The following is a 22,347-nucleotide window of genomic DNA, read 5'->3' on the forward strand; positions in this document are numbered from 1 at the left end:
CGAGACTCTGCCGCCACCGCTAGCACCATTGAGGAAGACCGCTACGACCACGAGGTAGAGCCCCCCCGAGGCCGACGGTATACACGTTGGTCGTCGCGTTCCAGCTCCCAGCTCCCGTCAAGCTCACGGCATCCGGGAAGCTCACCACCGTCGTCGTGGAGGCTGCGATGCTCTGCGATGTCTTCTTCCCGCGGATCAAGAGGGGGCGGTTCCCGATGGTCACGTACCCCGAGACGGAGAGGTTTCCGTTGATGGAACCACCGCTGGTGAGCAGGAAGCTGGATGCGTGATAGCCGTCCACGAGGTCAGCATTGAGGTTGGTGCAGGGCGTACCGTTGGACACCGGGATCTGGCTCGCGGCGTTCCCCGCATGGTATCCATCCAGGAGATCCGCGTGGAGACTGGACCCCGATCCCTGTGGCGAGACCGCTACCGTGACCGTCTTGGTGGTGGTGTCCGCCGAGAGGCTGATATTGCTCCCGGAAGCCAGCGTCAGCGTATCCGTCGTCGCCGAGGCAGCGATGGTGGTGGTGCCGACCTTCACGTTGGAGAAGGCGTTCTGGTTCTGGAGAGCCGACGCGTGGAGGCCATCCACCATGTCCGCGTTGAGGTTGGTACAGACGGTCCCGTTGGATACCGGGATCTGACCCGAAGCATTGCCAGCGTGATAGCTGTCGAGAAGGTCTGCATGCAGGCCAGAGCCGGAACCCTGCGGGCTCACCGCCACTGTCACCTGCTTATTCGTCGCATCCGGTGTCAGGGTAACGTTACTCCCCGCCGCCAGCTTTACCGTATCCCCGGGAGCCGTCGCGGCCACGTTGGTGCTCCCTACCTGCACCACGCCGAAGCTATTCGCGCTGCTCCCACCCGATGCCGCAATCGTGACGCGCTTGTTGGTGGCATCGGGAGTCAACGTCACGTTGGACCCAGCGACCAGCTCGACGGTATCCGTCTTCGTCGTCGCGACGATGGTCGTAGTCCCGACCTTCACGTTGGAGAAGGCATTCTGGTTGACCTCGGCACCGGCTTGGATCCCGTCCAGCTTACTCTTGTCCGCTGCGCTCATGAAGCCAGCGGCAGTCGTGGTCGCATCGGGATGGCTATGGAATGCCGATGCGAAAGCACTGGCATGTTGCCCATCCAGGAGATCCGCGTCCAGCCCCGAACCGGCCCCTTGCGGGGAGATCTCCGCCGGTACGTGGGTATGTGCGGGAACGGTGAGCTGACGCGCTACCCAGCGCCCCTGTGCTGCATCCCAGAGCAACAGCGACCCATCCGATGGGTTACCGGGGATCTCGACGTCCAGGAGCTGGCGAAGGCGCGTGCCGCGAGGGATCACCCGCTGAAACGTCTCCTCGGCCATGGACCTCTCCCGTTCAGGATTCAGCAGCTCCTCGCGGAGCCGTCAATGGGTCACCCACCGGGTTCCATCCCAGCGCTTGACGGGGTGCCAAACCCAACGTGTCCCGTCCCAGCGCTTCACGGGGTGCTTGACCCAGTTGGTACCATCCCATCGCTTGACGCCGCTGCCGCGGTTGTAGACCAGGTAAGCTCCGATCTTCCCCGCATGGGCAGAGCCACCCGTCGCGGTACTGACACCCCCCGTGGCAGTCTTGTGGTAGTGGGTTCCACCGCTCCCGTAACTCCAGACCGCCTGACTGTTGGGATCACGCCACCAGCCGACGTAGTACTCCCAGCCCGCCTGCGTGACCAAGGGATCGAAGCTGATCTCCGTCCAGGCCTGCCCCCGGTACTGTCGCTGCCCGTCGGGAAGGCGACGGAGACGGAGCGCAACAGGTTCCCCGCGTAATCCCAGACGCAAATGTTCCCCGTGACGGGGCCGCCGCGGCCACCGACATACACACCCGCTCCGGTGATGACACCCGCCTCCGGCATGACGATCTTTTCTGACCAGATCTGGTTCTCGAAGTTGAGCCCAGTCCACTCCCAGGATGACCAGGGTCCGGTGTAGCCAGCTTGCGGCATGGCCCCCTCCTATCCGAGAACAGTGCCGGTGTCGATCCAGAGGTCACCTGCGCGTGCATCCGTGGGAGCAGTGCTCTGCACGTAGATCCGGCCACCGGTATAGTTATTCGCACTCCGGTAGAGGACGAGATCGTCTCCGCTACCGGTGGAACCGACCCGTCCCAGGAGGCGTCCCCCACCGGGTGGAACCCAGATACGACCCATCTCGTTCCCCGAGGAGTCCAGAAAGATGAGGTCCCCCGGGTCCGTCGCGGCACTGCTCCCGGCGCGGAGGTACAAGTTCTTCCCCTCGCCGATGGTGAGGTCACCGGTCAACGTCCCACCACCGGTATCGAGGTAGTTGGGATGCGTGTGCGCCGCGGAAGCGAAGCTGCTCGCATGGTAGCCGTCCAGGAGGTCGGCGTTCAGGCTGGTGCAGACGGTCCCGTTGGATACCGCGACCTGGTTGCTCGCGTTCCCCGCGTGGTATCCATCCACGAGGTCCGCATTGAGACCTGACGCATTCACGGCAATCGTGACCGTCTTGGTGCTGGTGTTGGCCGAGAGGTTGATATTGGTTCCAGCCGAGAGCTGCAGCGTATCCGTCTTGCTGCTAGCAGCGATGGTCGTAGCCCCCACGGCCACGTTAGAGAAGGCGTTCTGGTTGACCTCCGCCCCCGCCTGGATTCCGTCCAGCTTGCTCTTGTCGGAGGCACTCATGAAGCCAGCGGCAGTCGTCGTCGCGTTGGCGTGGGTATGAGTCGCCGAGGCGAAGGCGCTGGCATGCTGACCATCCAGGAGGTCCGCATCGAGACCGGAGCTGGACCCCTGTCTCAGTGCGAGGGTGACGCTCTTGGCAGTGGCGTCGGGAGTGAGCGTGAGCTGCGTCGTGGAACTCGAGAGCGTCAGCGTATCGTTCCCCGTCGTCGCTGCGACGTCAGTGGTCCCGATTCTGACCTTGCCGTAGTTGATGAGGCCAGACGACGACGAGAGCGAGTCCAGCTTGCTCTTGTCCTGGGCGCTCATGAAACCGGCACTCGAGGCCGTGGCCACGGGGTGCGTATGGTCAGCTGTCGCTGCCCCGATAGCCGCCGGCGTGAGGGGGTCAGGACCTCCCGACGCATGACGGCTGGCGTGGTTGGCCAGAGCGGACAGGGTGATGGGAACTGCATCGGACCAGTTGGTGGTACCCAGGATCTCCTTGAGGCGCTTGGCGATCCAGGAGAGGATCTGGGTCAGGCTCCCGCTGTTCGCGTAGGCAGCCGCGGTCCCTTGATCCAGAGTACGGTTCCCGATCTTGGCGTCGCTGACTGCACCATCAGCGATCTTCGCAGTTCCCACTGCTCCGTCAGCGATCTTGGCAGCGACGACGGTTCCGTCGGCAATCTTGGCAGCCGTGACTGCACCATCGGCGATCTTGGCAGTGGTCACCCCGCTGTCGGCAATCTTGGACGTCGTCACTGATCCGTCGGCGAGGGGCGAAGCTCCACCGGGGCCGAAGAGCGAGAGGACCTGGAAGCGTATCCCGCTCTTGATCCAGCGGACCTTACTGGTAGCGGGGTCCAGGAGTTCGATATCGTAGCGACCCGTCGGAGAGGGCAGCGTCGCGGTATCTACCGACAACTCCCAGTAACCCGTACCGGAGGCGCTGCTGGTCTCGACGAAACTCGCACCCAAGCTCCCATCCGCATTCACGGGATAGGCACGGACACGTACCCCTCCGAGAGGTGCACCCTCTCGGAAGGCATATCCGCTGAAGACCAGAACCGCCATCGTCCCTCCTCCCGACAGCAGGCATCACACCGCTGCACGTAACTTCGAATGGTCGTGCCCTTGCAGTGCTTCCTTGACGTAGTAGAGTGGGTCGCGGAGCGCATCATCCTCGTCGATGAAGATGACCCTTATCCCACGCTCCGCGAAGTAGAGGAGACGGAAGAGGTCCCGCTCTTGCCTCTCCGACCCCAGCGTGTAGTGCCAGTAAATGCCGCTGACCTCGATGGCGATGCCGAGGTCAGGCAAGAGGAAATCGACCTGGGAGTAGAAGCTACGCCCCACCCCCGGGAGCTGCGCGTGAACGAAGAAATCCACTTCCGGCTGGTACCCCAGCCGGAGCAGGGCCCAAAAGACTGCCCACTCGGGCTTGGTACCACCCGGGTACTGCTCGCGCCACCAGAGCGGCGGTTCTCCCGCTGGCTCCTGAATGCGGAACTCTTCCAGACCACGCATCCCTCGCGGGATGAGAGACGCCTCGCTCCTCCCGAAGCCACGCGGCTCCCGTGGTATCCCAGGGAGGCGCGGGATCTTGCCGCGACGAGGGAGTTTCGAGGAGATCTTCGCCATCTTCAGGACTCCAGCTCGATGAGGGAAACCGAATACCGACCCTCGCGCCGCGGTCCCTGGACCTCGCTGGCCACCAGTTCCGTGATGAAGACGCGCCTCTCGATGGTCCCGCCCTCGTCATGGTACCGGAAGGTTCCGGCTCCTCGCGACGTCGCCGCCTCCTCGAGACGCCGGATCAGTTCATGCGCTGGCACCCCCACCGTTTCCCGACAGAGGGGATCGGTCAGCTGGAGGGATACCTCCCACCCCCAGAGGAGACGCGGTACGCGGAGGTAGGTCAGGACACAACTCCGGAGCAGCGGTGCTACCGAGGGGTCAGTACCGCGACGCATCGCGATGAGGAGACGGGCAGCACGGAAGTGGTGACCCTGGATGCCACCGATCCGGAAACGCCGCTTCCCGGTAGCGGTGACGCTCCCCACGTAATCCCAATCCTCGCGATAATCCCAGCCCACGTAGACGGAGACCTCGCATCCCTCGGGCACCACGGCATCCACATCGATCCCGAGGGCCAGCTTGTCCAGCTCCGACCACCCCATATCCCACCAGGCGGTGATGAGCGCTCCCTCGGCTGCGTATCGTTGCGTCGGATTCTGGAGTGGGTTGTGGAGACCGACAGGGAGGTCAACGGACCAGACACCCAGCGAGTCGCTGCCCCAGAGGCGATAGGTGCCGTTCCCCGAGAGCGCTGCCACATCCCCCATCTCCGCGATCCCGATCCGCTGTGTCAAGAGGTGGAAGGCGATACCCGGGCTCATGAGGACCGCTCCCGTCACCGAGACTCCTGGGAAGAGCGCCGCCTCTATCGGGAGACCGGTCTCCGGGGCCGGTGCACCTCCCGCCTCCCGCGCTACTGCGATGACGGCGAACCAGAGACCATGCCCCGCCACGACCTGCTGCACTCTTCCCGAGAGATGCGCCGGGAGGCCGTCATCCCTGTCTGGCCCCACCACGGTCACGGCATTCGTGTTGTACTTGTAGATGGACAATCCAACCGGAACGTACAGCTCGCCGCGCCAGACTGCCGCCCTCCCCACTTGATCCGTCTCGGGATACTGGAGACCGGTGGGATAGAAGCGGCGGGAGGCGAAGTCGTAGGCATAGAGACCATCCCTCGCTACCGCGTGCAGCACGATATCGCCAGCGGCATCGAAGTAGGAGATGATCTGCCGCGTGTACCCCGGCGGAGCCGGGAACTTCCCCCCAGGCTGCCAGGAGGAGCCATCCGTCGGATCGATGGTCCACCACATCCGGTTCTGCATGTCGATCCGGAAGAGCTTGTCGTCCCAGACACCGAGAGCGAAGCCACCGGCACCCGGTACGTGGGTCCAGCTCGCGAGGTCCACATCGTAGACCGAGGTGCCAGTCGTCGTCAGGATGACGATCTTCCCATCGTAGATGGCGACGTCGCTGAAGGCACCCGAGACCGCTCCCAGGTTGCTCCAGGATTGCGTCCCCTCCTCCCAGCGGTACAGCGTCTCGGCTGCGATGGCATAGATCCGGTCCGCGAAGCTGAAGAACCGTTGCACCACGGGGAGCGTACCGCGGTTCTCCACCAGGGGCGGGAGCGTCAGGTACCGATAACGCCCATCGAGGCTCCCGAACCAGTAGCGGTCCAGGTGTCGCGTCGGGTCCGCGAAGAGTACCCCCAGACCACCGGTAAAATCGCTGGAGACCCACTCCGATTCCACCACGTGGTCGCTGCGACGGTAGTCTCCGGTCACCACTTTTTGGGGAAACGGTGTGATGCCCCGGCGAATCAAGGGGCGCTGCGCGAGTGGGTAGTTGACGCCGTAGAGGGAGATCACACCCTCGCGGGTCTGGCCCATCTCTCCCTCCTCCCCTGCTTACGGCAGAACCGCGACGGCACCGTGTGGGACCCGGCCCACCAGGCGGTGGAGCGATCCATCCGCTACCTGGAGCGCGACCATGAGGCGACGCAGGTGCTCCTCGACGTCGATGCCAGGGCCGCGGCTCCGGGCTGCATGCAAGAAGACCGAGGCGAGGCTCACCAGCGAGAGCGGCTCGACAGGGAGACGCGAGTGCGGCTGCACCGGTGGCGTCAGTGGGCCGAGGCCGCGCAGGAGAACCTCGCTGAGTTCAGAGGGAACCAACAGCTTCCGCCCCGGTGCCGGTGACCAGGCATCGTCGGGTAGGAGACCCTCCTCGGTATGCACCTCGTAGATATGCGTGAAGCCGGAAGGGATGCTTGCCACCCCTCTCTCTGACCCCGAGGAAACGCTCACCGGTATCCTCGGAGCATCCAGGCGAACCCGTGCCAGGTTGGCGTACTCGGCAACAGCGGACCGGATGGCACGCAGGACCTCGGAGGGAGCGATCTCCAGCAAGAGGTACCGCGTTCCCGGTACCACCGGAGCCGGGAAGGGAGAGACCAGGGTCAGCGCTCCCCCACTCGAAGAGGCGACGACGCGGCTCAGGAGACCATTCGCCATGTCGTCTTCCGGGTGGATGACGACACGGTGCTGCACCCAGGTATCGCTCCCGCCAGGGAGCGTCTCATCGACGAGAACGGTTCCATCCGGAGACACGTCGCGGATCTCCCCCTCGATCACCGGGGCATGTTGCGAGGCCACCTGGGCGAGGAGGTCATAGAGGGAGACCATCGGAACCGGACTCGGGTTGCCGACGAAGGCAGGGATGACCCGCTGGATGCTTCCTCGCGTGAACGTCACCTCCCAGAGCCCGGGAACCGTCACGCGACTCGCCGGGACCGTTACCGCGAAACGGTTCCCTCCGAGAGGGAGGGCCGACAGCCCCGATACCACCTCCCCGAGGGAGTCTCTCGCCGTCACCACGACGCTCCCGGTCCCCGGAAGGTCCGCGACTACCGTGAGGTCGCTCCCGATGAATCCCTCCATGACCCCTCCTCCGCTAGCTCGCCTTCTTGCTCTTCTCCTGCTGCACCTCTCCGGAGTCCTCCGCCTCCACGACATGGGTCAGGTAGTCGTCGAAGAAGACGATCTGCGACTCGTCGTAGAGTGCACGCACCTCCGGCTTGAGCGTGGTCCACTGCAGCCGCGTGAAACCGGTGGCCTGGTCCCGTCCACGATAGAGACCCTGCTCCCCGAAGTTCAGCAGCAGATCGATGGCCACGCGACGCGGTATCCGGCGTCCCTCGGGACCGAAGATCCACTCCCGTCCCTGCCAGCGGATGGTGAGCGGCTTGCCCGAGGCGGGTGCGACGCGCACCCTGCCGTCGCCCAGGTGATCTGCGTCCACCCAAGCGCGGAGGAGCTGGGTCCGCACCGGCTCCTCGGTGCGGAACAGGATGTCGTCGAGACGCAGGTTGCCGACCTTGGAGGGGTCCGGAACCGTGACCCCTTGCGAGACGAGAACCGGCGCTTGCTCCTGGATGCGGATGCTCATGTTTCCTCCTTCGCCGAGCTGCACAACTCCCGCAGCTCCGTTTCCGTGACGACCTCTTCGTCCCGCGTCGGTGCGATCTGGCAGGATAGGTACTGCGGGTCTTCATGAATCCCCTGCCAGTAGGCAGGATCCGTCGGTGAGGCCGAATAATTGGAAGGGCGCATCACGATGACTGGACTCGTGAAGACCCGCTGCGCTTCCTTCCCGCACACGCAGCGCTGCGGCTTGCCCGCCTCCGACATGGGACGCTTCACGAGGAAGCGATAGCCACCAGCACAACGAAACACGTAGACCGGCATGGTCACCCCCATGGAGGTGGAGAGGGGAGCGGGGAATCACCCCCGCTCCCCGCGAGATCACGTCGTCTGGAGATCGCGGATGGCACCCTGCCGACCCGGGTGACGGCAGATCAGGTTGGCGTAGGTCTTGATCACGTACTCCTCGCGGTCCGTGTTCACCGGAACCTGATCCGTCTCGAAGGGCAGGAGCACCTCGTAGCTCCAGTCACGCTTGTCGATCCAGAACATGGCACCGGGTGCCATGCGCGGGATCACCATGACCGGGATCGAGTCGTACTCCAGCGCCTCGAAGCCACCGTCAGCCTTGGTCACGTTCACCCAGCGCCGCCGGTCCTCCAGGAGGTTCCCGTACTGGTCGAAGTGGACCCGGCTGGTCAGGATGAACGAGATCTCCGCCTCGCGGGGCGGTGCCTCGAGCTGGGCCCGCATCTGCTGGAAGAGCCCCATGGTGAGAGCACGCGCCGTGCCACCGTTGGCCAGGACCACGCTCCGCCACCAGGTAGCAGTGGTCCGGTCAATGGTGGCGTAGACCCCGGTGTCGCGGATGATGTCGCCCAGCGAGTCCATCTCGACGCGGGCATACTCGTCGGCAACCGCGTTGGGGTTGATGTTCAAGAGATGCCCGTCGATCTTGTACAGGAGGTCCAGCGAGGCTCGTCGCGCCTCCTCGGCCAGGACGCGCACCAGCGCGGCCTCATCCGACTTGGTGGCAGCGATGGCGAGACCCGAAGCCCCGTAGGTGATCCGCGCCATCTTGTAGGGCTTGCGCGCCCTCTCGTAGGCCTGCTTCCCCGCATCCGCGATGGCGTCGTCTTCCTTGTAGAAGACGGCGCTGTTGTTGCGGTCATAGTGGACGATCCACTGCGCCTCGTGACCGGTGCCGCTCTTCGTCCCGAAGAGCTTGACCAGCGTCACCTTCTCCCCGAGAGCGCGGATGAACGGCTTCTCGAAGTGCTCCCGGAAGACCTTGGCGAGATCGGTGAGTGCACCCGTCGTGGTGTACACTCGCGGACTCGGCATCGTTCCCCTCCCGATGCATCATGGGCACAGCGATCAGCGTCCCTGGAGCGACCTCACGATAGCTTCCACCGCTTCATCGAAGGTTTCCGGCTGGCGTGGACCGGCCCCGCCAGCAGTCCCCTCGAACCTGTCGGCCTGGGTCATTTTCCGCTGGGATTTGGCAGCCTGCCGCCGGATCTGCGACAGCTCACGCGCTACCATCTCCATGGCGTAGGGATCGTTGATCTGGTAGAGGCGCTCAGCTGGCACGCCGTACCGCTGCGCTAGCGTCATGACGACCAGATGTTTGGCGAGTTCCTGCAGCTGTTGCTCCGCATACGAGAGCTGCGCAGCCTTCTGCTGCATCATGAGATCCGCGTACATCTGCTGCGCCACCTGAGGACGTTCCTCCTCAGGGACCTGCTCCAGCTGCTGCTGCAGGATGAATTGCTGGAGCTGCGCCTCCAGGCGCGCTCTCTCCAGTTCTAGGGCTCGGCGCGCCTCCACCTCGCGCTGGATCCGCGCCTGCAGCCCCTTGAAGCGTCGTTCCCACTCCTCGGCACGCTTCCGGTACGCCTCGGGGTCCGCTGCCTCCTGCTCTCCCAGGGCAGCCTCCTGCTCCTCCGGCGTATCGGGAGCACCCGTTCCAGCGAGACCCGCATCCTCGAGGGGAAGCTGCGCGCTTTCCTCGGGCTCCTGGCCCCCGGTGACGGTGGGGAACGTCATCTCGTCCATGTTTCCCTCCTCGGTTCATCGCGTTTCCGCTACGGTGAGCGGGAGGGAGGACATCGCCTCCCTCCCCTTCCGCTTCCTAACGCTGCGTCGCGTACCAGTAGGACTCCGGGCTCCGGCTCACTCCGAGAGGTCGCTGCCGCACCCACTCGAAGTAGCGCCGCAACTCGGGGTCACTCTCGATGACCTGCTCCTGCACTCCCGGCGGCAGGAGCAGCAACGCTTGTACCTTGGCCACCAGCTGCTCCGGCCCCGGCTTCCAGGAGAGCGGCGCATAGGCGGCACCGACCCACCCCTGCCGAGCCAGCTCGCTCAGGGTGCCCCGCGGTAGCTCTCCGGTCTCCGGGAGCTGTGCCCGCTCCTCCCGGATGCGTCGCTCCGTCTCGGGGAGGAACTTCACCGGTACCGGGAGCGTCATCCCCACCAGCTCCTGCCCCAGCAACTGCCGACGGACATCGTTCCAGGCGCGCTGGAAGATGGGGTTGGTCGGATCGTTCAGGGCCGCCAGGTAGGCTGGATCGGCAGCTCTGCCGGTATCCTCCACCGACAGTTCCAGGACCCGCTTCTTGACGAGATAGTCCGTGTAGGCAGAACCGGTGAGCGTCTCCGGCTGGCCGCGGAGCCTCCGGATCCCCTCGCGGATCGGTTGCTCCACGTCCAGACCCGTGGTCTGCGCCACCAGGCCCGAGTGTCGCAGCATCCGCATCGGCTCCCAGTCCTCGCCCAGCGCTCCCGAGACCCCTAGCGGAATCTCCGCCCAGGGCGCGAGACCCAAGCCGATCCGCGAGGCTTGCGCCTGCAAGCGCGCCAGGAGCGGCGCGTCGTCGGGAACGTACCGGTACTTGAGCTGGTCGGCGATGGAGAGCGCGACCATGGGATTGGCATACGCGGTTCCCGGCCCGAAGAGCCAGCCCAGCAGCGGTACCGGCATGGTATCGGTGAACCGTCCCGGCAATCCCAGGCGCTTCCGCTCATCCTCGGCGATCTGGTGGTAGCTCTCCCAGGCCCGCAGAAGCCAGGGGTGCTGCCCCAGGGTCTCGAGATAGAACGGAATGTTGCGGGTGGCCCAGAAGTGGAACGGTGCCCAGGCGCGAACTCCCAACCACCTCTCGATGTTCCTCTCGTCGCCGTAGTCGAAGAAGAGGCGTCGCGCTAGCTCCTCGCCGCGGCTGGAGGCCTGCGCCTGCACCCGGCTCCAGGCCGCTGCCAGCTCCGCGGCCTGCTCCGGGGTACCGCCGACCCGCCGCACCGCTTCCTCGAGCTGCCGCACCGAGAAGGTCACCCCGTGCTCGGTGGCATCGAGCATCCGGAGGAGACGGTTGCCGCGCTGGTTCCCCAGCGTCTGGCGCACCAGTCCATCGAAAGCTGGTCTCGCCTCCCGGAGGTTGCGCAGGGTTTCGGTGAGCCAGGCAGCGCTGCGGAAGCTCGACTCCACCGCCTGCGCCATACGCCGGTTGAACTGCACCAGCTTCTCGGCACCGGCACCGAGCCGCCGCGAGAACCGCCCCAGCATCGTCCCCAGCGCCGTCTCCGCTTCCGGAGAGGCGAACTCCTCCCAGACGGTGGTCTGCGGCCTCCAGAGCACCGAATCCGGGACCGGGATGCCCAGTCGCTCCGCGACGGTGAACGCGCTGCGCCCTACCGCCGGGTTGATCCCGTACAGCGCTGCCTTCACCGTCGAGTCGAGGATATTCTGCAGGTGGTACCGCGGGGTGAGCAGCGCCTGCTCGCGCCAGGCCCGCAGCGGGAGCATCTGCGCGATCCGGTTGAGAGCGCGCACTACCGCTGGGTCCTTGCCGACCCCGAGCTTGCGCGCCATCTCGTCGGCGTAGCTCTCGATGAGCGCCTCCCGGCGCGTCTCGCGGAGAGTGCGCTCCAGCGTGCCCTCGGCGACCTCGTCGGGATCCACGCCCACCATCTCGAGGAAGTTGTCGATAGCTCGGCGCTGGTTCTCGTCGGCGAACCGTCTCGCCTCGACGACGTCGCGGAGCGTCGCTGTCGGAGCGGTGAGATCCGGTGCCAGTGGCTCCCGTTCCCGCAGGCGTTGTGCGATGTCTTCCAGCGCCCTCCGGGCCTCCTGGAAGCTCTGCTCCAGCTTTTGGACGCGGGGCAGTGCACCGGCCTCGCGCAGCACCCGCACCAGCTCGTCGGGCAAGCTGCTCCCGTACCAGCTGCGCGCTAGCTCCCCCTGCACGTTGCCGCGGAAACGCCGGGTGCGTGGGAGCAAGCGGTCCAGGAGTCGCTGCGCTACCGGGAAGCGGACTCCGAAGGCTGCCCAGGTATCGCCGACCTCGCGGAGCAGGGCTGCTGCCTGGTTGCGTGCCTCCCCCGGTGTCCGGGCCCGGAGCGCCTGCACGACGCGAGGACGCAGGTGCGGCAGCCAGAGCGCTGCTGCCGCCAGCGGCTGGTTCTCGTTCCCGAAGGTCCTGCCCAGTACTTCCGCCAGCGTCTCGAGGTGCGTATCCGGCACTCGCTCCTCGGCAGCGATCTGCGAGAGGACCTCGCGGAGGTCCTCCACCTGGAGTGGACGGACCGTCGGACCGGGCTTCTTCGCTACTAGACGGGCCACCTCGCCGGTAGTCTCGTCGGTGACCTCCTGCGCCAGCTGGTTGCGGAAGCGGGCTTTGACGACGAGACCCGTGTCGGGGCCGAGGACGCCAGCCTTCTGGAGCAGCCACTCGAGGTGCCCGAGTTCGCGCTGGGAGAGGCTCCGCAACTTCCCGTCTGGCCCTACCCGCCCCAGGATCTGCTCGATACCCGGGCCCCACTCGTTGCCGGAGAGGACGTAACGCACCGCCTTGTCGAAGAGTGCACCCTTCATGCGTGGATTGAAGTCGAGGGGACCCTTCCCCTGCGCGTCGAAGAGGCGGCGTCCACCCACCACGGGATTCGGATCACCAGTCTCGTAGACGAGGCGGCGCGTCTTGCGGATCTCCCGCAGCGTATTCCGGATCTCCTCCTCGCTGCGAGGACGGACCTCCTCCCAGATCTCCTGTCGCTGCCGCTGCTGCTCCAGCTCCCGCTGAGCGCGCTGGATGGACTCGCGGGCCGCTGTCTCCGCTCCCTCGAGCTGCTCCGGCGTCGCCGGGACCGCCGTTCCCGGCTCTACCGTGAAATCCTTGGGCCAGGTCCCGTCGTCCAGCCGCACCGAGAATTTGACGACACCCTCGGGAGTGTCGACCTCGGTGAAGTACAACCGCTCCGGTCCCTGGATCGAGGTCTCCCCGGTAGCCTGCACCACGTGCCCTCGATAGGGTCCGCTGGTGTAGACCAGCCCCTTGCGCCCTACCAGCACCGACTCCTGGTCGTACTTGGCACCCAGTTCCAGCGCATCCCGTTCCCGCATCCCCGGGACCAGGAACGAGTGCTCGACGACGCCCTCCTCCGAGTAGCGCCCTCGCACCGGGATCGGCTCGTAACCCCGGCTCCGCAGGTCCTCGAGGAGCTGCTGGCGACGCTCTAGGAGTGCCTCCTCCGGCAGCCCCGTCTTGTCGGAGGTCAGGACCACGTAGTCTCCGCTCTGCAAGAGTTCGCGGAGCCGCTTCGGTACGGGAGCAGCGGGGAGCGAGAGGTCCTGCAACAGCTCCCGCGCCACCTCCGGCGTCAGCGACTCGCGGGGGAGACCGCGCCGGTAGGCGACCTCGGCGACGCGCCGGTAGCGCTCCAGTGTCCCGCGCAGCGGCTCCGGGACCTCGCCGGTAGCCAGGAGCTTCTCGAACCCTCGCGCAAACGCCTCCTCCTGCGGTGCGACGTTCTCGGCGAAGATACCCGCTCCTCGCGAGGCGTACCGGAGCAAGTGCGCCAGCTCATGCGGCAACGTCGTGATATCGGCTCGCGGAGCCAGGTAGACCACCGGTCCCTCCGGCGTCAGCTCCAGGTACCCACGCACCCGCTGGAGCGCCTGGTAGAGTCGCGGGTAGAGGGCATCGATGATGGCCGCTGCATCGTCGTTCCGGAGGACCCCGCGTTGCGCGACGCGAGCTAGCGTCTCGCGGATCTGCGAATCCCGCGTGGCGATGTCGCTGGGCATCCAGAGGTCCCATCTCGACAGGACCTTCTGGATCCCGCTGCGGTCACCCTGGAGCAGTGCCCGCACCACCTCGCCCAGACCCCGTTTCACCCCCTCTCCCTCGATGCGGATGATCTGCCACAACCCCGCTTGCAGCGCCGCCAGGTTCGGGTAGAGCTTGGACAGCACCGGGTCGCGCTTGACGTGCCGCCAGAGTTCGCGCAGGATGACCCGCTCCGAGACGGCCCGGATGGGAGAGGCTGCCTTCTCGGCCTCGGCGACTGCCTCCTCGTAGGGGACACCGGAGAGGAGCGCGATGTCGCGACGGACCCAGCGGTCCAGCGCTGCCGCCTCGATCTCCTGCTCGGCGCGCTTGATGTAGTCGAGGACCTCCTCCTCCGGCACCCCGGCTCGCCGCATCGCTACCGCGTTGTCGAAGATGTCCGCGTAGCGGTCCACGACCCAGGTGTAGTTCATGAGCTTGTCGAGGTAGGGCGACGGTTGCCCGGGCTTGGGGACCAGTCGCCCCAGGTCCGGTGCCCTCCTGCCCAGCGGATCGGCGAAATTCGTGACATCCGCGAAGGCGCTGTCCGGCAAGAGGCCCGGGAAACCCAGCAAGAGGAAACGCCGGAACTCGTCGAAACCGGTCTGCAGCATCCCTGCCGGGTGACGTCCCTCGGAGAGCTGGTCCAGCCAGCCCGCGACGGCACGGAGATTGAGGAGCGGGTTCGCGCCCTTGCCACCGGCTGCCCACGCCGCCAGCGCGAAGTCGCGGACATCGCGGCTCTCCAGGAGATGCCGCACTAGCTTCGAGGCCTCCTCGGGAACCAGGTAGCCGTCCTGGTCCACGCGGGTGAGGTCGATACCTAGCCGCTGCGCCAGCCCTGGATCCACCCGGTCTACCCGCGTGATCCCCAGCACCCGCGCCGCATCCAGGAGCGGGTTCACCGGTTGCTCCGGGATGACGAACTTGGTCACCCCGGTCAGACGGTTGACGGAACGCTTCTTCGGTGGGCGGTAGGGCACCTCCCCGATGCGCGCCATCGCCTCGCGGAAGACGGGTTCCGGTATCGCCTCGGTAGACCGGAACCGGTATCCCATCTCCTTGAGGACCTCGTTGAGGCGCTTGGCTTCAGCCTCGGAGAGGTAGACGGCCCGACGGTAAGCGGGATCCACGTTGCTCGGGTCCGCCAACCGCTGGATCGCTTCCTCGGGCAGGCCCTCTCCTCGCGGGAAGAGCCGCGAAAACCAGGCACCCGCATCCCGATACCAGGCACCGGCCTCCTTGGCGAGCTTCTCGCCCATCGCTGCAGAACCGGCCCGGAGACGCTCCAGCCAGCGCTCCACCGCATCGGGTGGGTGACTGAGGTGCTGCAGCGCTGTCGCCACCAGCTCCTCGTCGGGATGTTCCGGGACGTAGTTCGGATCCTCCAGCATCTTCCGCGTGACCTCTTCCACTGTCTGGAAGAGCTTAGAGGCACCGCGCTGCGTCTCCTCGAAGGTAGGGCGCACCTTCATCATCGCGTAGACCTCGTCGAGGTCTTTGAACTTCTCGGGATTCTGCGCGAAGATGCCCACCGCTACCGAGTCGAGGATGCGGTGCAGCGCCTCGCGAGCCGGAGCCGGGAACTCCCGCGTGAGCAAGGTGTCGTCCAGCTCCAGGTGCACGCGCATCCGCTCCGATGGACGCAGTGTGATGCGGTTCCCCTCGCGCACCTCTTGGAGCAACCCGCGTTCCAGGAGTTCCCGCTTCACCTCGATGAGCGGTTCCCTTGCCTCGGGGCGCAGCGGGGCCTCCCGCGAGAGCGCATCCCAAGCCCGCGTCAGGCTCACGCTGTCGACGTTGCGGATGAGATCGCGCACCCGTTCCCTCGGTTGGCCGATGAGGCGAGTCGCCCACTCCTCCCGCGCTAGACGCGCCACGTCTCCTTCCGGTGCCAGGAGGTCGGGTACGCCACGCTGCTCCGCCTCCTCCAGTGCGCGCCGGAACAGGTTCACGCTCTCGCGGAGCTTAGCTGCAGCCGACTTCTGGAACAGCGGCTTCCCGGTGATCCGTTCCAGGACCCGAGCCCCGCGGCGGAGACCAGCCAAGGGAACCGTCACCGGCAGCACCTGCACGCGTCCCAGCAACTCGTCGGTAGCCGTGGCGACGTCGAAAGCCTTGGCGAGGGCCGGTGAGGACTCCAAGAGACGCGCCACCTTCGGCACCTTGCCGAGCTTACCGACCAGTCCCACGCCCACCAGGTTCATCGGGTCGAGGAGGATCTCCGAGGCGAGTTTGAGCCAGGGGTGCCCCTCCATGGCGATGTTCCAGGCCTGGGTGTAGCTCTCGGCCTCGCGCACCCGCGGATCCGCCGAGATCTGCTTGACGTACCAACCGAGAGCGGGGCGCGTGACGAACTTGTTGCCGACGTCGAGGATCCAGCCCGCCGCCGAGAGCGCAGCCTCCAGGGGATTCTTTCCAGACTGCTCCGCTTGCACGCTGGCCGCGGAAGCTGCTGGTGGCGTTCCTAGCGGTAAAACCGGGTTTACCGGAGCGCTACCGGCACCCATCGGCGAGACCGGTGCAGCGGGTCTCGGCGCGACGAAGCTCGGCAGCCTCGGTGCCGACGGTTGCAGGCGCGTCACCGGCGGAGCTGGCTCTTCCCCACCTGGCTCGCTGGCCCCACCGCGCACCTGCGAGAGAGCCTCCTGGAAGAGGCGACGTTCCAGTTCCCCCATCGCCCCTCCTTCCGTTTTCGTTAGCGTCGGATCAGAACATGAGGTAGTTCCGCGGGTCGATGATCTTCCCGCTCTGGTCCCGCATCTCCACGTGGACATGCGGACCCGTCGAGTATCCGGTGCTGCCCGAGAGACCGAGGAAGGCTCCGGCATCCACGCGCTGCCCGGGGCGAACCGCTACCGAGGAGAGGTGCCCGAGGATCAGCACCTTGCCGTCATCCAGCTTGATGGTCACGGAGTTGCCGTAGCCACCGTTCCAGCCCGCTTGCACCACGGTCCCCCGGAAGGGGCTGTACAGGCGCGTGCCGCTGGGCGCTCCGATATCGATGCCGGTGTGGTACCCGGAGCTGTACATCGACGGGTTGTAGTTCGCGTATTCCTGCGTGATGGGGAACCGTGCACCACCGAAGATCGACCACCCGCTGCCCGGTACCACCTTGCCACCGGCTTGCTCGAGCTGCTGGAGTTTCGCCAGCGTGTTGCGGAACTTGTCGACGTAGTCGTAACCCGAGGTCCCGATGGCGTCGCGGGCACCCGTGACATTCCCGCTGGCGTCGATGGCCCCGAAGTAGGCCGCGGCGGCTTTATCCCAGGATCCGTAGCGCCGGTACAGCTCCGAGAGGAGATCCGCTGCCGTGAAGATGTTGACCTTCGGGTCCCACAGGTCACCGCCGTACTTGGCCGCTCTCCCGGCATGATAGTTCGGCATGATCTGCATGAGGCCCACGGCTCCCTGAGGCGACCTCGCCTTGGCGTTGCCGCCGCTCTCGATGGCCATGATGGCACCCAGGACCTGCCAGGGTACCCCGAACTGCCGCTCCGCCTCCTGGAGGAGCGGTTTCCACTGCAGGACACCGCCGATATCGGCACCGTACTCGGCAGCACCCGACGGAAGCTTGTTCAGGGCGGGATTCTTCTCGGCTGCAGCCGTCAGCAGCGCTTGCCGGAGCTGATCGTCTGGCCGCTTCCGGATCCCGTAGGCGAGGTCGTAGGTGATCGCGGACCGCGACACCGGTGCCAGGAAACTGCGGATCCCGTATGCCGCATCGTACCGCATGAGTGGGATCCGCGAGAGCGGTAGCAACGGCAACACGTGGATGCGATGAGGAACTCCCGAAGGACCCATCGGAAACAGGGAGTTCGCACCCTCTTCCCTGGTCAGGAGGACCGGACCAGCGAGGTCCTGGAACAACATGGTGACACCCCGTCAGGATCAGCCGAAGTAGCGGTCAACGAAGCCGGTACCGACGAGAAACTCCAGGAAGCTCATACCCTGTCCGTTGGTACTGGCCATGTAGCGGTGGTAGTCATCGAGCTTCTGTTGCAGGTCCTGGCGAGCAATCCGCTGCCAGGTCGGCGTCATCCACAGCGACCCGATGTACTGGAGGATGTCGTCGACGAGCTGGTACTGCTCCGTGAAATCCCCGAACTGCTCGCCGGGTGCGAAGTTTCGCAATGCCTGCCCGACTGCCCGGCGCGAGAATTGCGTACCTGCGAGATTACCAGCAGGTCCCAGCAGAAGCTGCGGAACCTGTTGTGCAAACGCCAGGAAACCAGCGAGCTGCGACTCCTGATCCCCCGTCGGCGGGTTCAGGATGTCGTACAACTTGCGTAGCCCGGGTGCGATGCCGACGGCGTACTGTGTGAAGGGATTCGTCACATGCGTCGAGAACCCCATCTCGGCCAGGCGCTGGGTCACCGCCGCCGTCGGGTAATCGTAGAAGAAACCCTGCTGGAACAAGTTTCCCGTGATCGGCCCGAAGAGCGGCGCACCACGCGGGTTGACCTGGAACTGGCTCCCGTACACCGGCCTCCCCGCGCCGGTGATCTCCTGGTACATCTGTTGCTTCTGTTGCTGCGCCTGGGCTCCGGCCTGGAGAGCACGCGGGTCGTATGGGTTGTACCACGACGAACCGAAGAATCCCGGCATCTGCTCCTCCTGTTTACGTGAACGCGAACCACCGCAGTGGTCGCTGGTAGCGCGTCAAGTCGACTCCCCGCATCTGCGGCGTGAGACTGGCCAGGAACCGGTTCGGATCCAGCGTGCTCAGGTACTCCACCCAGTCGGGTGCATACGGTCCCTCGAGAGCGCTGCGGGCCTGGTAACCGCGGTAGATCGTCTCGAAGAGACGTTCCAGACCGTAGCGCTCCGCGAGGCTCGGAGCCAGCTGCTGGAACCAGAGTTCGTAGGCCGCTTGCGGCTCTTGCTCGAGGTACCCTCGCGTGTAGATGGAGTAGAGCGGTACCTGGCCTGCCCACTCTACCGCGGAGAGGCGGGGGAGCCGTACCGCGTAGTTGGCCACGGCCCCTCACCTCCTCGCGAGATCAGTACGGTTTCCCCGGCACCATCGGGGACGGCGGGATCATCCGCGTCTCGGGTGGCCACACCCGATCCCGGATCTCGGGTGGTAACATGTACGGCTGTAGCCGTCGCGCATTGGCGAGCATCGTCTGCAGCTGCTTCGTCAGGTTCCGGAAGTAGTCGGCACTCGCCTGCTCCATCGAGATGCCGGGGGCTCCAGCCATCGTCGTCGTGGCCAGAGCCGGAGTACCGGTGGGAGAGGGAGTGGCGAGACCGGCTTGCGCGCCCTGCTCCAGCATCCCCTGCAGGATGGTGGCGAAGCGGTTGAACGTCCCCTCCGCGTTCAGCATCCGCTGGTTCTCGAGCAGCCAGCGGATGAAGGGAGAGGAGAGCAGTTGGTTCTGCAACCCCGGCGTCATGTTGATCAGGTAGGGATTCGCGCCGGAAGTGGGACCCACGGGTACCAGTGCCACAGTTACGCCTCCTCTCGGCTATCTAGGCTAACGGGTCGTAACCGACGTCCCACAGGAACTCGGCGAAGTCCTGGAGTTGCCCGTAACTCCGCCATTCTCGCTCCAGCTCCTGCAGCTCCTTCCGCTTGCGCTGCATCTCCTCCGCGCTCACCCCGTACCGGCGGAGCAAGGGCTCGATCCCCTGCTCCCAGTACAGCTCCGCCACCGATGCCCCCGGCGTCTCGGCAGCGCGCCGGGCTGCCAGTCGCAGCGCTTGCCCCCTCTCGGTGGTGACGCCCAGGACGTCGAGCACGTCCTGCTGCCGACGGTAGACGTCGAACCAGCTGGGCAGAGGACGGGTCGCTGCTGTCGAGGGAGTGGTAGCCGTACCCGCGCTACCGCGGTCCTGGTAGAGCTTCCAGAGCGCGTAGGTCGGTTGCGCGCCCACGGCCTGCATCGCCTCCAGGCTCGGGTAATACCCCAGCAGGACCTGGTCCGGTATCGGCTGCCCGGCTGCCAGGGCCTCGGTAGCCTTGCCCACATTCGGCGGCGAGCTGCCGATGAGTGGTCGGTCCGCGTTGGCTACCACCTCGGCAGGAGCGAAGAAGTAGGTCGGCTCCAGACCCATCTTGCGGAGGTCCGCGATGGTGGGTGCCATACCCGCCACGATCTGGTCCGGAACCGGCGTCACCGGAATCCGCTCCTGATAGAGCAGCGCTTGGCTACCCTGGACACCGGTGGGGACGCGCCGGGTCGGAGGAGGCTCGCTTTGCTTGGCGTAGGTGGGGCGGATGCCCCGTTGCTGGAGATCCGCGAGTGACGCAGCTTGACCGGTCAACACTTGATCCGGCACCGGCTGCGCCGCGAAGGGCTCCGTCGGCGAGGCCCGCGGCGGGGAGGGAGCGGTCTGGACCGCCGGGAGACGACCCATGGTCCGCTGAGCAGCGACGAAGGTGGGGTCGCTCCAGGGATCGTAAGGACGGAACTCCGGTACCTCGGCAGGCTCGCCGGTGAGGAACGAGGTCAGCCAGGCCCCGGGGTAGCTGAGACCGACGTTCAGTCCCTGCAGCGCAGCCGATGCTCCCTGGTGCACGCGCCCCGCCAACGACACCGCGCCAGCGCCCATCTGCTCGGCGAGCCAGCGCAACCAGTTCCCCGTCTCTCTCGCCGTGATCGGTGCCATCGTCGTCGGCATGCATTACCTCCTCACACCAGTCCCGGGATCTCCCCCGCTCCCGGCAGCGGCTCCACTCCTGCGACACCCGGCGGCGCTTCCTCACCTTGCCCGCCAGCTACCGAGGCCTGCGAGTGCCGCAAGAGGTTCATCAGCGTCGCCAGCTGCGGCGGCAGGACCTGCGGAGGCGGAACGTTCCCCGCCGCATTCGGTGCCGGTGCGGGTGCCTCGGAACCAGGAGGCGGACCCGTTTGCTGCTTCTGCTGTTCCCGCATCTCCTTCTGCAGCTTGGCCTGTCGCCACAGTTCGTAGAGGACCGGATCGGTGCGAGCCAGCGCCCAGGGAACCAGGACCTCACGCGTGACCTCGGGATCGAGGTAGGCCAGATCCGCCAGCACCCTCTCGTTCTCGCGCTGGGGATTCTCGATACCCAGGAACTCGTCGCGTGCCGTCTCGAGAGAGATCAACTTCTTGTCGGTGAGCAGCGCTGCCAGTTGCGCCATCTGCACCCGGTCACGCGGTGCCACCTTGCGGAACCGTGCCACGGTCCGGGTTCCCACCGCCGCGACCAGGTCCGGCGTGATCGCGTTCCCGGCGACCAGGCGACCCGTCAAGGGATCGCGCACCAGGTAGCCGACAGGGCCGTCGTGGAGGTCGCGGATCAGCTCCAGGGCGCGCTGGTTCACCTGCTCGATGACCTGCTCCAGCACCCGCGTGAGCGGGTGCAAGGTATCCATCGCTGCGTCGGTCTGGAGCGTCAGCGCGAAACCCGACCCCTGACCGACACCCCATAGAACACCCGGCAAGCCACCCTTCTCCACGTCGTCCAGGAGCGCCTGCATCACCGGGGCCGCATTCGCCGGGCTCGGCGTCACCTGCAGGACCTCGACCCGCTCCCTGTCGAAGTAGAGGAAATTCGTCGCTCCCGCCGAGAGTTTGATGGGCTGCGGGTTGTCGGGACGCGCCGGATCGTAGTAGTACACCGTCGGCGGGTTGGCGACTCGCGCCACCTCCGTCGCCAGCTGGGAGACCAAGCGGTTCAGCTGTCGGTAGGCTCGCTTGATCCCGTGGAAGATGCTGACGCCGACCTCTTGCGTCCAGTGCTGCTGGTCACGGGTGGTAGCCCGGATGGGGGCTCCGAGACCCGTGGCCACGATCCAGGGAACGAAGCCGTAGCCGTGCTCCGTCGGCGGCTTGATCTCGATCCCGTCCACCTCCAGCGTGTGCCACCAGTCGTCGTAGTAGGCCACGACCTCGACGATATCTTCCTCGTCTCGCCCCTTGAGCGCCTTCTCGGCCTCCGGCCACTCGTCCAGGATCTCCCCCACCGTCGCCCAGTAGCGGTGCACGACGTAGCGCAACCCGTTGGTGCCCAGCTGCGGGTAGACCTGACGGGGATCGCAGACGTGCAGATCCACCGGCAGTTCCCCCGCTGGAGCGTCAGCGTTGTAGGAGATCCGGATGGTCACCCAGCCGCGCAGGCAGAGGAAGTGGGCGATATCGCGGAGCAGAGGACCGTGCAACGCTTGCATCCAGCGCCGGTCCCAGATCTCCCAGGCATAGCGCAGGAAGTCCTCGATGGCCTGCGCGGCTTCCCGGAGTCGATTCTGTGGCGGAATCGCATCGATGGATGGCAACTGCTTGGACAGAATCGAGGAGGCCTTCTCCACCATTACCCAGGGGATGTTGCGGATGACGACCTCCCCCTCCCCCTGGGGAACCTCGCTCATGCGGTAGAGGGCGAGGTCCTCGTCCATACGCTGGTCCCGGAGCGCCCAGAACTCGGTGGTCCGCTGGACCAGCGTCTGGATCTGCTCCCGATTCGGCTTGCGGCGACGGGGACGTTTTTCCTCCTCCGCTGTCGAGGGCTCCAGCAGCTCCTGGACCTCGGCCATACCCTCGGCGATGCGCCAGAGACCCTCCGGATTCTCGTCCTGTCGGTGCGGGGGCAGAACCATGTGCCCTCC

17 protein-coding genes are annotated in these 22,347 nt (G+C 66.0%); all 17 read right to left on the reverse strand.

The features are described 5' to 3' along the window. Positions 1-19: 19 nt before the first annotated feature. Entirely contained in the window at positions 20-1,363 is a 1,344-nt protein-coding gene (locus OO015_RS00515) for a hypothetical protein (RefSeq protein WP_265938742.1), read from the reverse strand. 42 nt (positions 1,364-1,405) lie between these two features. Beyond that, positions 1,406-1,822: a hypothetical protein gene (locus OO015_RS00520; RefSeq protein ID WP_265938744.1), complete on the reverse strand. Its 417-nt coding sequence runs from the start codon at positions 1,820-1,822 to the stop codon at positions 1,406-1,408. A gap of 173 nt (positions 1,823-1,995) precedes the next feature. Continuing rightward, positions 1,996-3,738, reverse strand: a complete 1,743-nt coding sequence (locus tag OO015_RS00525; RefSeq protein WP_265938746.1) for a hypothetical protein — start codon at positions 3,736-3,738, stop codon at positions 1,996-1,998. 24 nt (positions 3,739-3,762) lie between these two features. Further along, complete coding sequence (locus tag OO015_RS00530; protein WP_265938748.1) at positions 3,763-4,305, reverse strand: hypothetical protein; 543 nt, start codon at positions 4,303-4,305, stop codon at positions 3,763-3,765. Between the two features lie 2 nt (positions 4,306-4,307). Further along, the gene (locus tag OO015_RS00535; RefSeq protein ID WP_265938750.1) at positions 4,308-6,134 is read right to left on the reverse strand and encodes a hypothetical protein; all 1,827 of its coding nucleotides are present in this window, start codon (positions 6,132-6,134) and stop codon (positions 4,308-4,310) included. An 18-nt stretch (positions 6,135-6,152) separates the two neighbouring features. Then, complete coding sequence (locus OO015_RS00540) at positions 6,153-7,184, reverse strand: hypothetical protein (RefSeq protein WP_265938752.1); 1,032 nt, start codon at positions 7,182-7,184, stop codon at positions 6,153-6,155. 13 nt (positions 7,185-7,197) lie between these two features. Continuing rightward, a complete protein-coding gene (locus OO015_RS00545) occupies positions 7,198-7,692 on the reverse strand; it encodes a hypothetical protein (RefSeq protein WP_265938754.1) in 495 nt (164 codons plus the stop codon). Beyond that, a complete protein-coding gene (locus tag OO015_RS00550; RefSeq protein ID WP_265938756.1) occupies positions 7,689-7,991 on the reverse strand; it encodes a hypothetical protein in 303 nt (100 codons plus the stop codon). The genes OO015_RS00545 and OO015_RS00550 overlap by 4 nt, the downstream gene beginning before the upstream one ends. Positions 7,992-8,048: 57 nt before the next feature. Further along, positions 8,049-9,011 (reverse strand): phage major capsid protein, encoded by a 963-nt coding sequence (locus OO015_RS00555; protein WP_265938758.1) that lies wholly within the window; start codon positions 9,009-9,011, stop codon positions 8,049-8,051. A 33-nt stretch (positions 9,012-9,044) separates the two neighbouring features. Further along, the gene (locus OO015_RS00560) at positions 9,045-9,725 is read right to left on the reverse strand and encodes a hypothetical protein (protein WP_265938760.1); all 681 of its coding nucleotides are present in this window, start codon (positions 9,723-9,725) and stop codon (positions 9,045-9,047) included. A gap of 76 nt (positions 9,726-9,801) precedes the next feature. After that, positions 9,802-16,452, reverse strand: coding sequence for a DUF3293 domain-containing protein (locus OO015_RS00565; protein ID WP_265938762.1), 6,651 nt, complete (start codon positions 16,450-16,452; stop codon positions 9,802-9,804). 31 nt (positions 16,453-16,483) lie between these two features. Then, positions 16,484-17,509 carry a M23 family metallopeptidase gene (locus OO015_RS00570; protein ID WP_265938764.1) on the reverse strand — a complete coding sequence of 342 codons (1,026 nt, stop codon included), beginning with the start codon at positions 17,507-17,509 and terminating at the stop codon, positions 16,484-16,486. Between the two features lie 156 nt (positions 17,510-17,665). Continuing rightward, positions 17,666-18,382, reverse strand: coding sequence for a hypothetical protein (locus tag OO015_RS00575; protein ID WP_265938766.1), 717 nt, complete (start codon positions 18,380-18,382; stop codon positions 17,666-17,668). A 13-nt stretch (positions 18,383-18,395) separates the two neighbouring features. Further along, positions 18,396-18,755, reverse strand: coding sequence for a hypothetical protein (locus tag OO015_RS00580; RefSeq protein ID WP_265938768.1), 360 nt, complete (start codon positions 18,753-18,755; stop codon positions 18,396-18,398). 22 nt (positions 18,756-18,777) lie between these two features. Beyond that, positions 18,778-19,227 (reverse strand): hypothetical protein, encoded by a 450-nt coding sequence (locus tag OO015_RS00585; protein WP_265938770.1) that lies wholly within the window; start codon positions 19,225-19,227, stop codon positions 18,778-18,780. Positions 19,228-19,249: 22 nt separating this feature from the next. Continuing rightward, positions 19,250-20,401: a hypothetical protein gene (locus OO015_RS00590; RefSeq protein ID WP_265938772.1), complete on the reverse strand. Its 1,152-nt coding sequence runs from the start codon at positions 20,399-20,401 to the stop codon at positions 19,250-19,252. Positions 20,402-20,412: 11 nt separating this feature from the next. Then, entirely contained in the window at positions 20,413-22,338 is a 1,926-nt protein-coding gene (locus OO015_RS00595) for a hypothetical protein (RefSeq protein WP_265938775.1), read from the reverse strand. Between the last annotated feature and the right edge of the window lie 9 nt (positions 22,339-22,347).

Origin of the sequence: Thermomicrobium sp. 4228-Ro (assembly GCF_026241205.1) — a bacterium.
Lineage (GTDB): Bacteria > Chloroflexota > Chloroflexia > Thermomicrobiales > Thermomicrobiaceae > Thermomicrobium.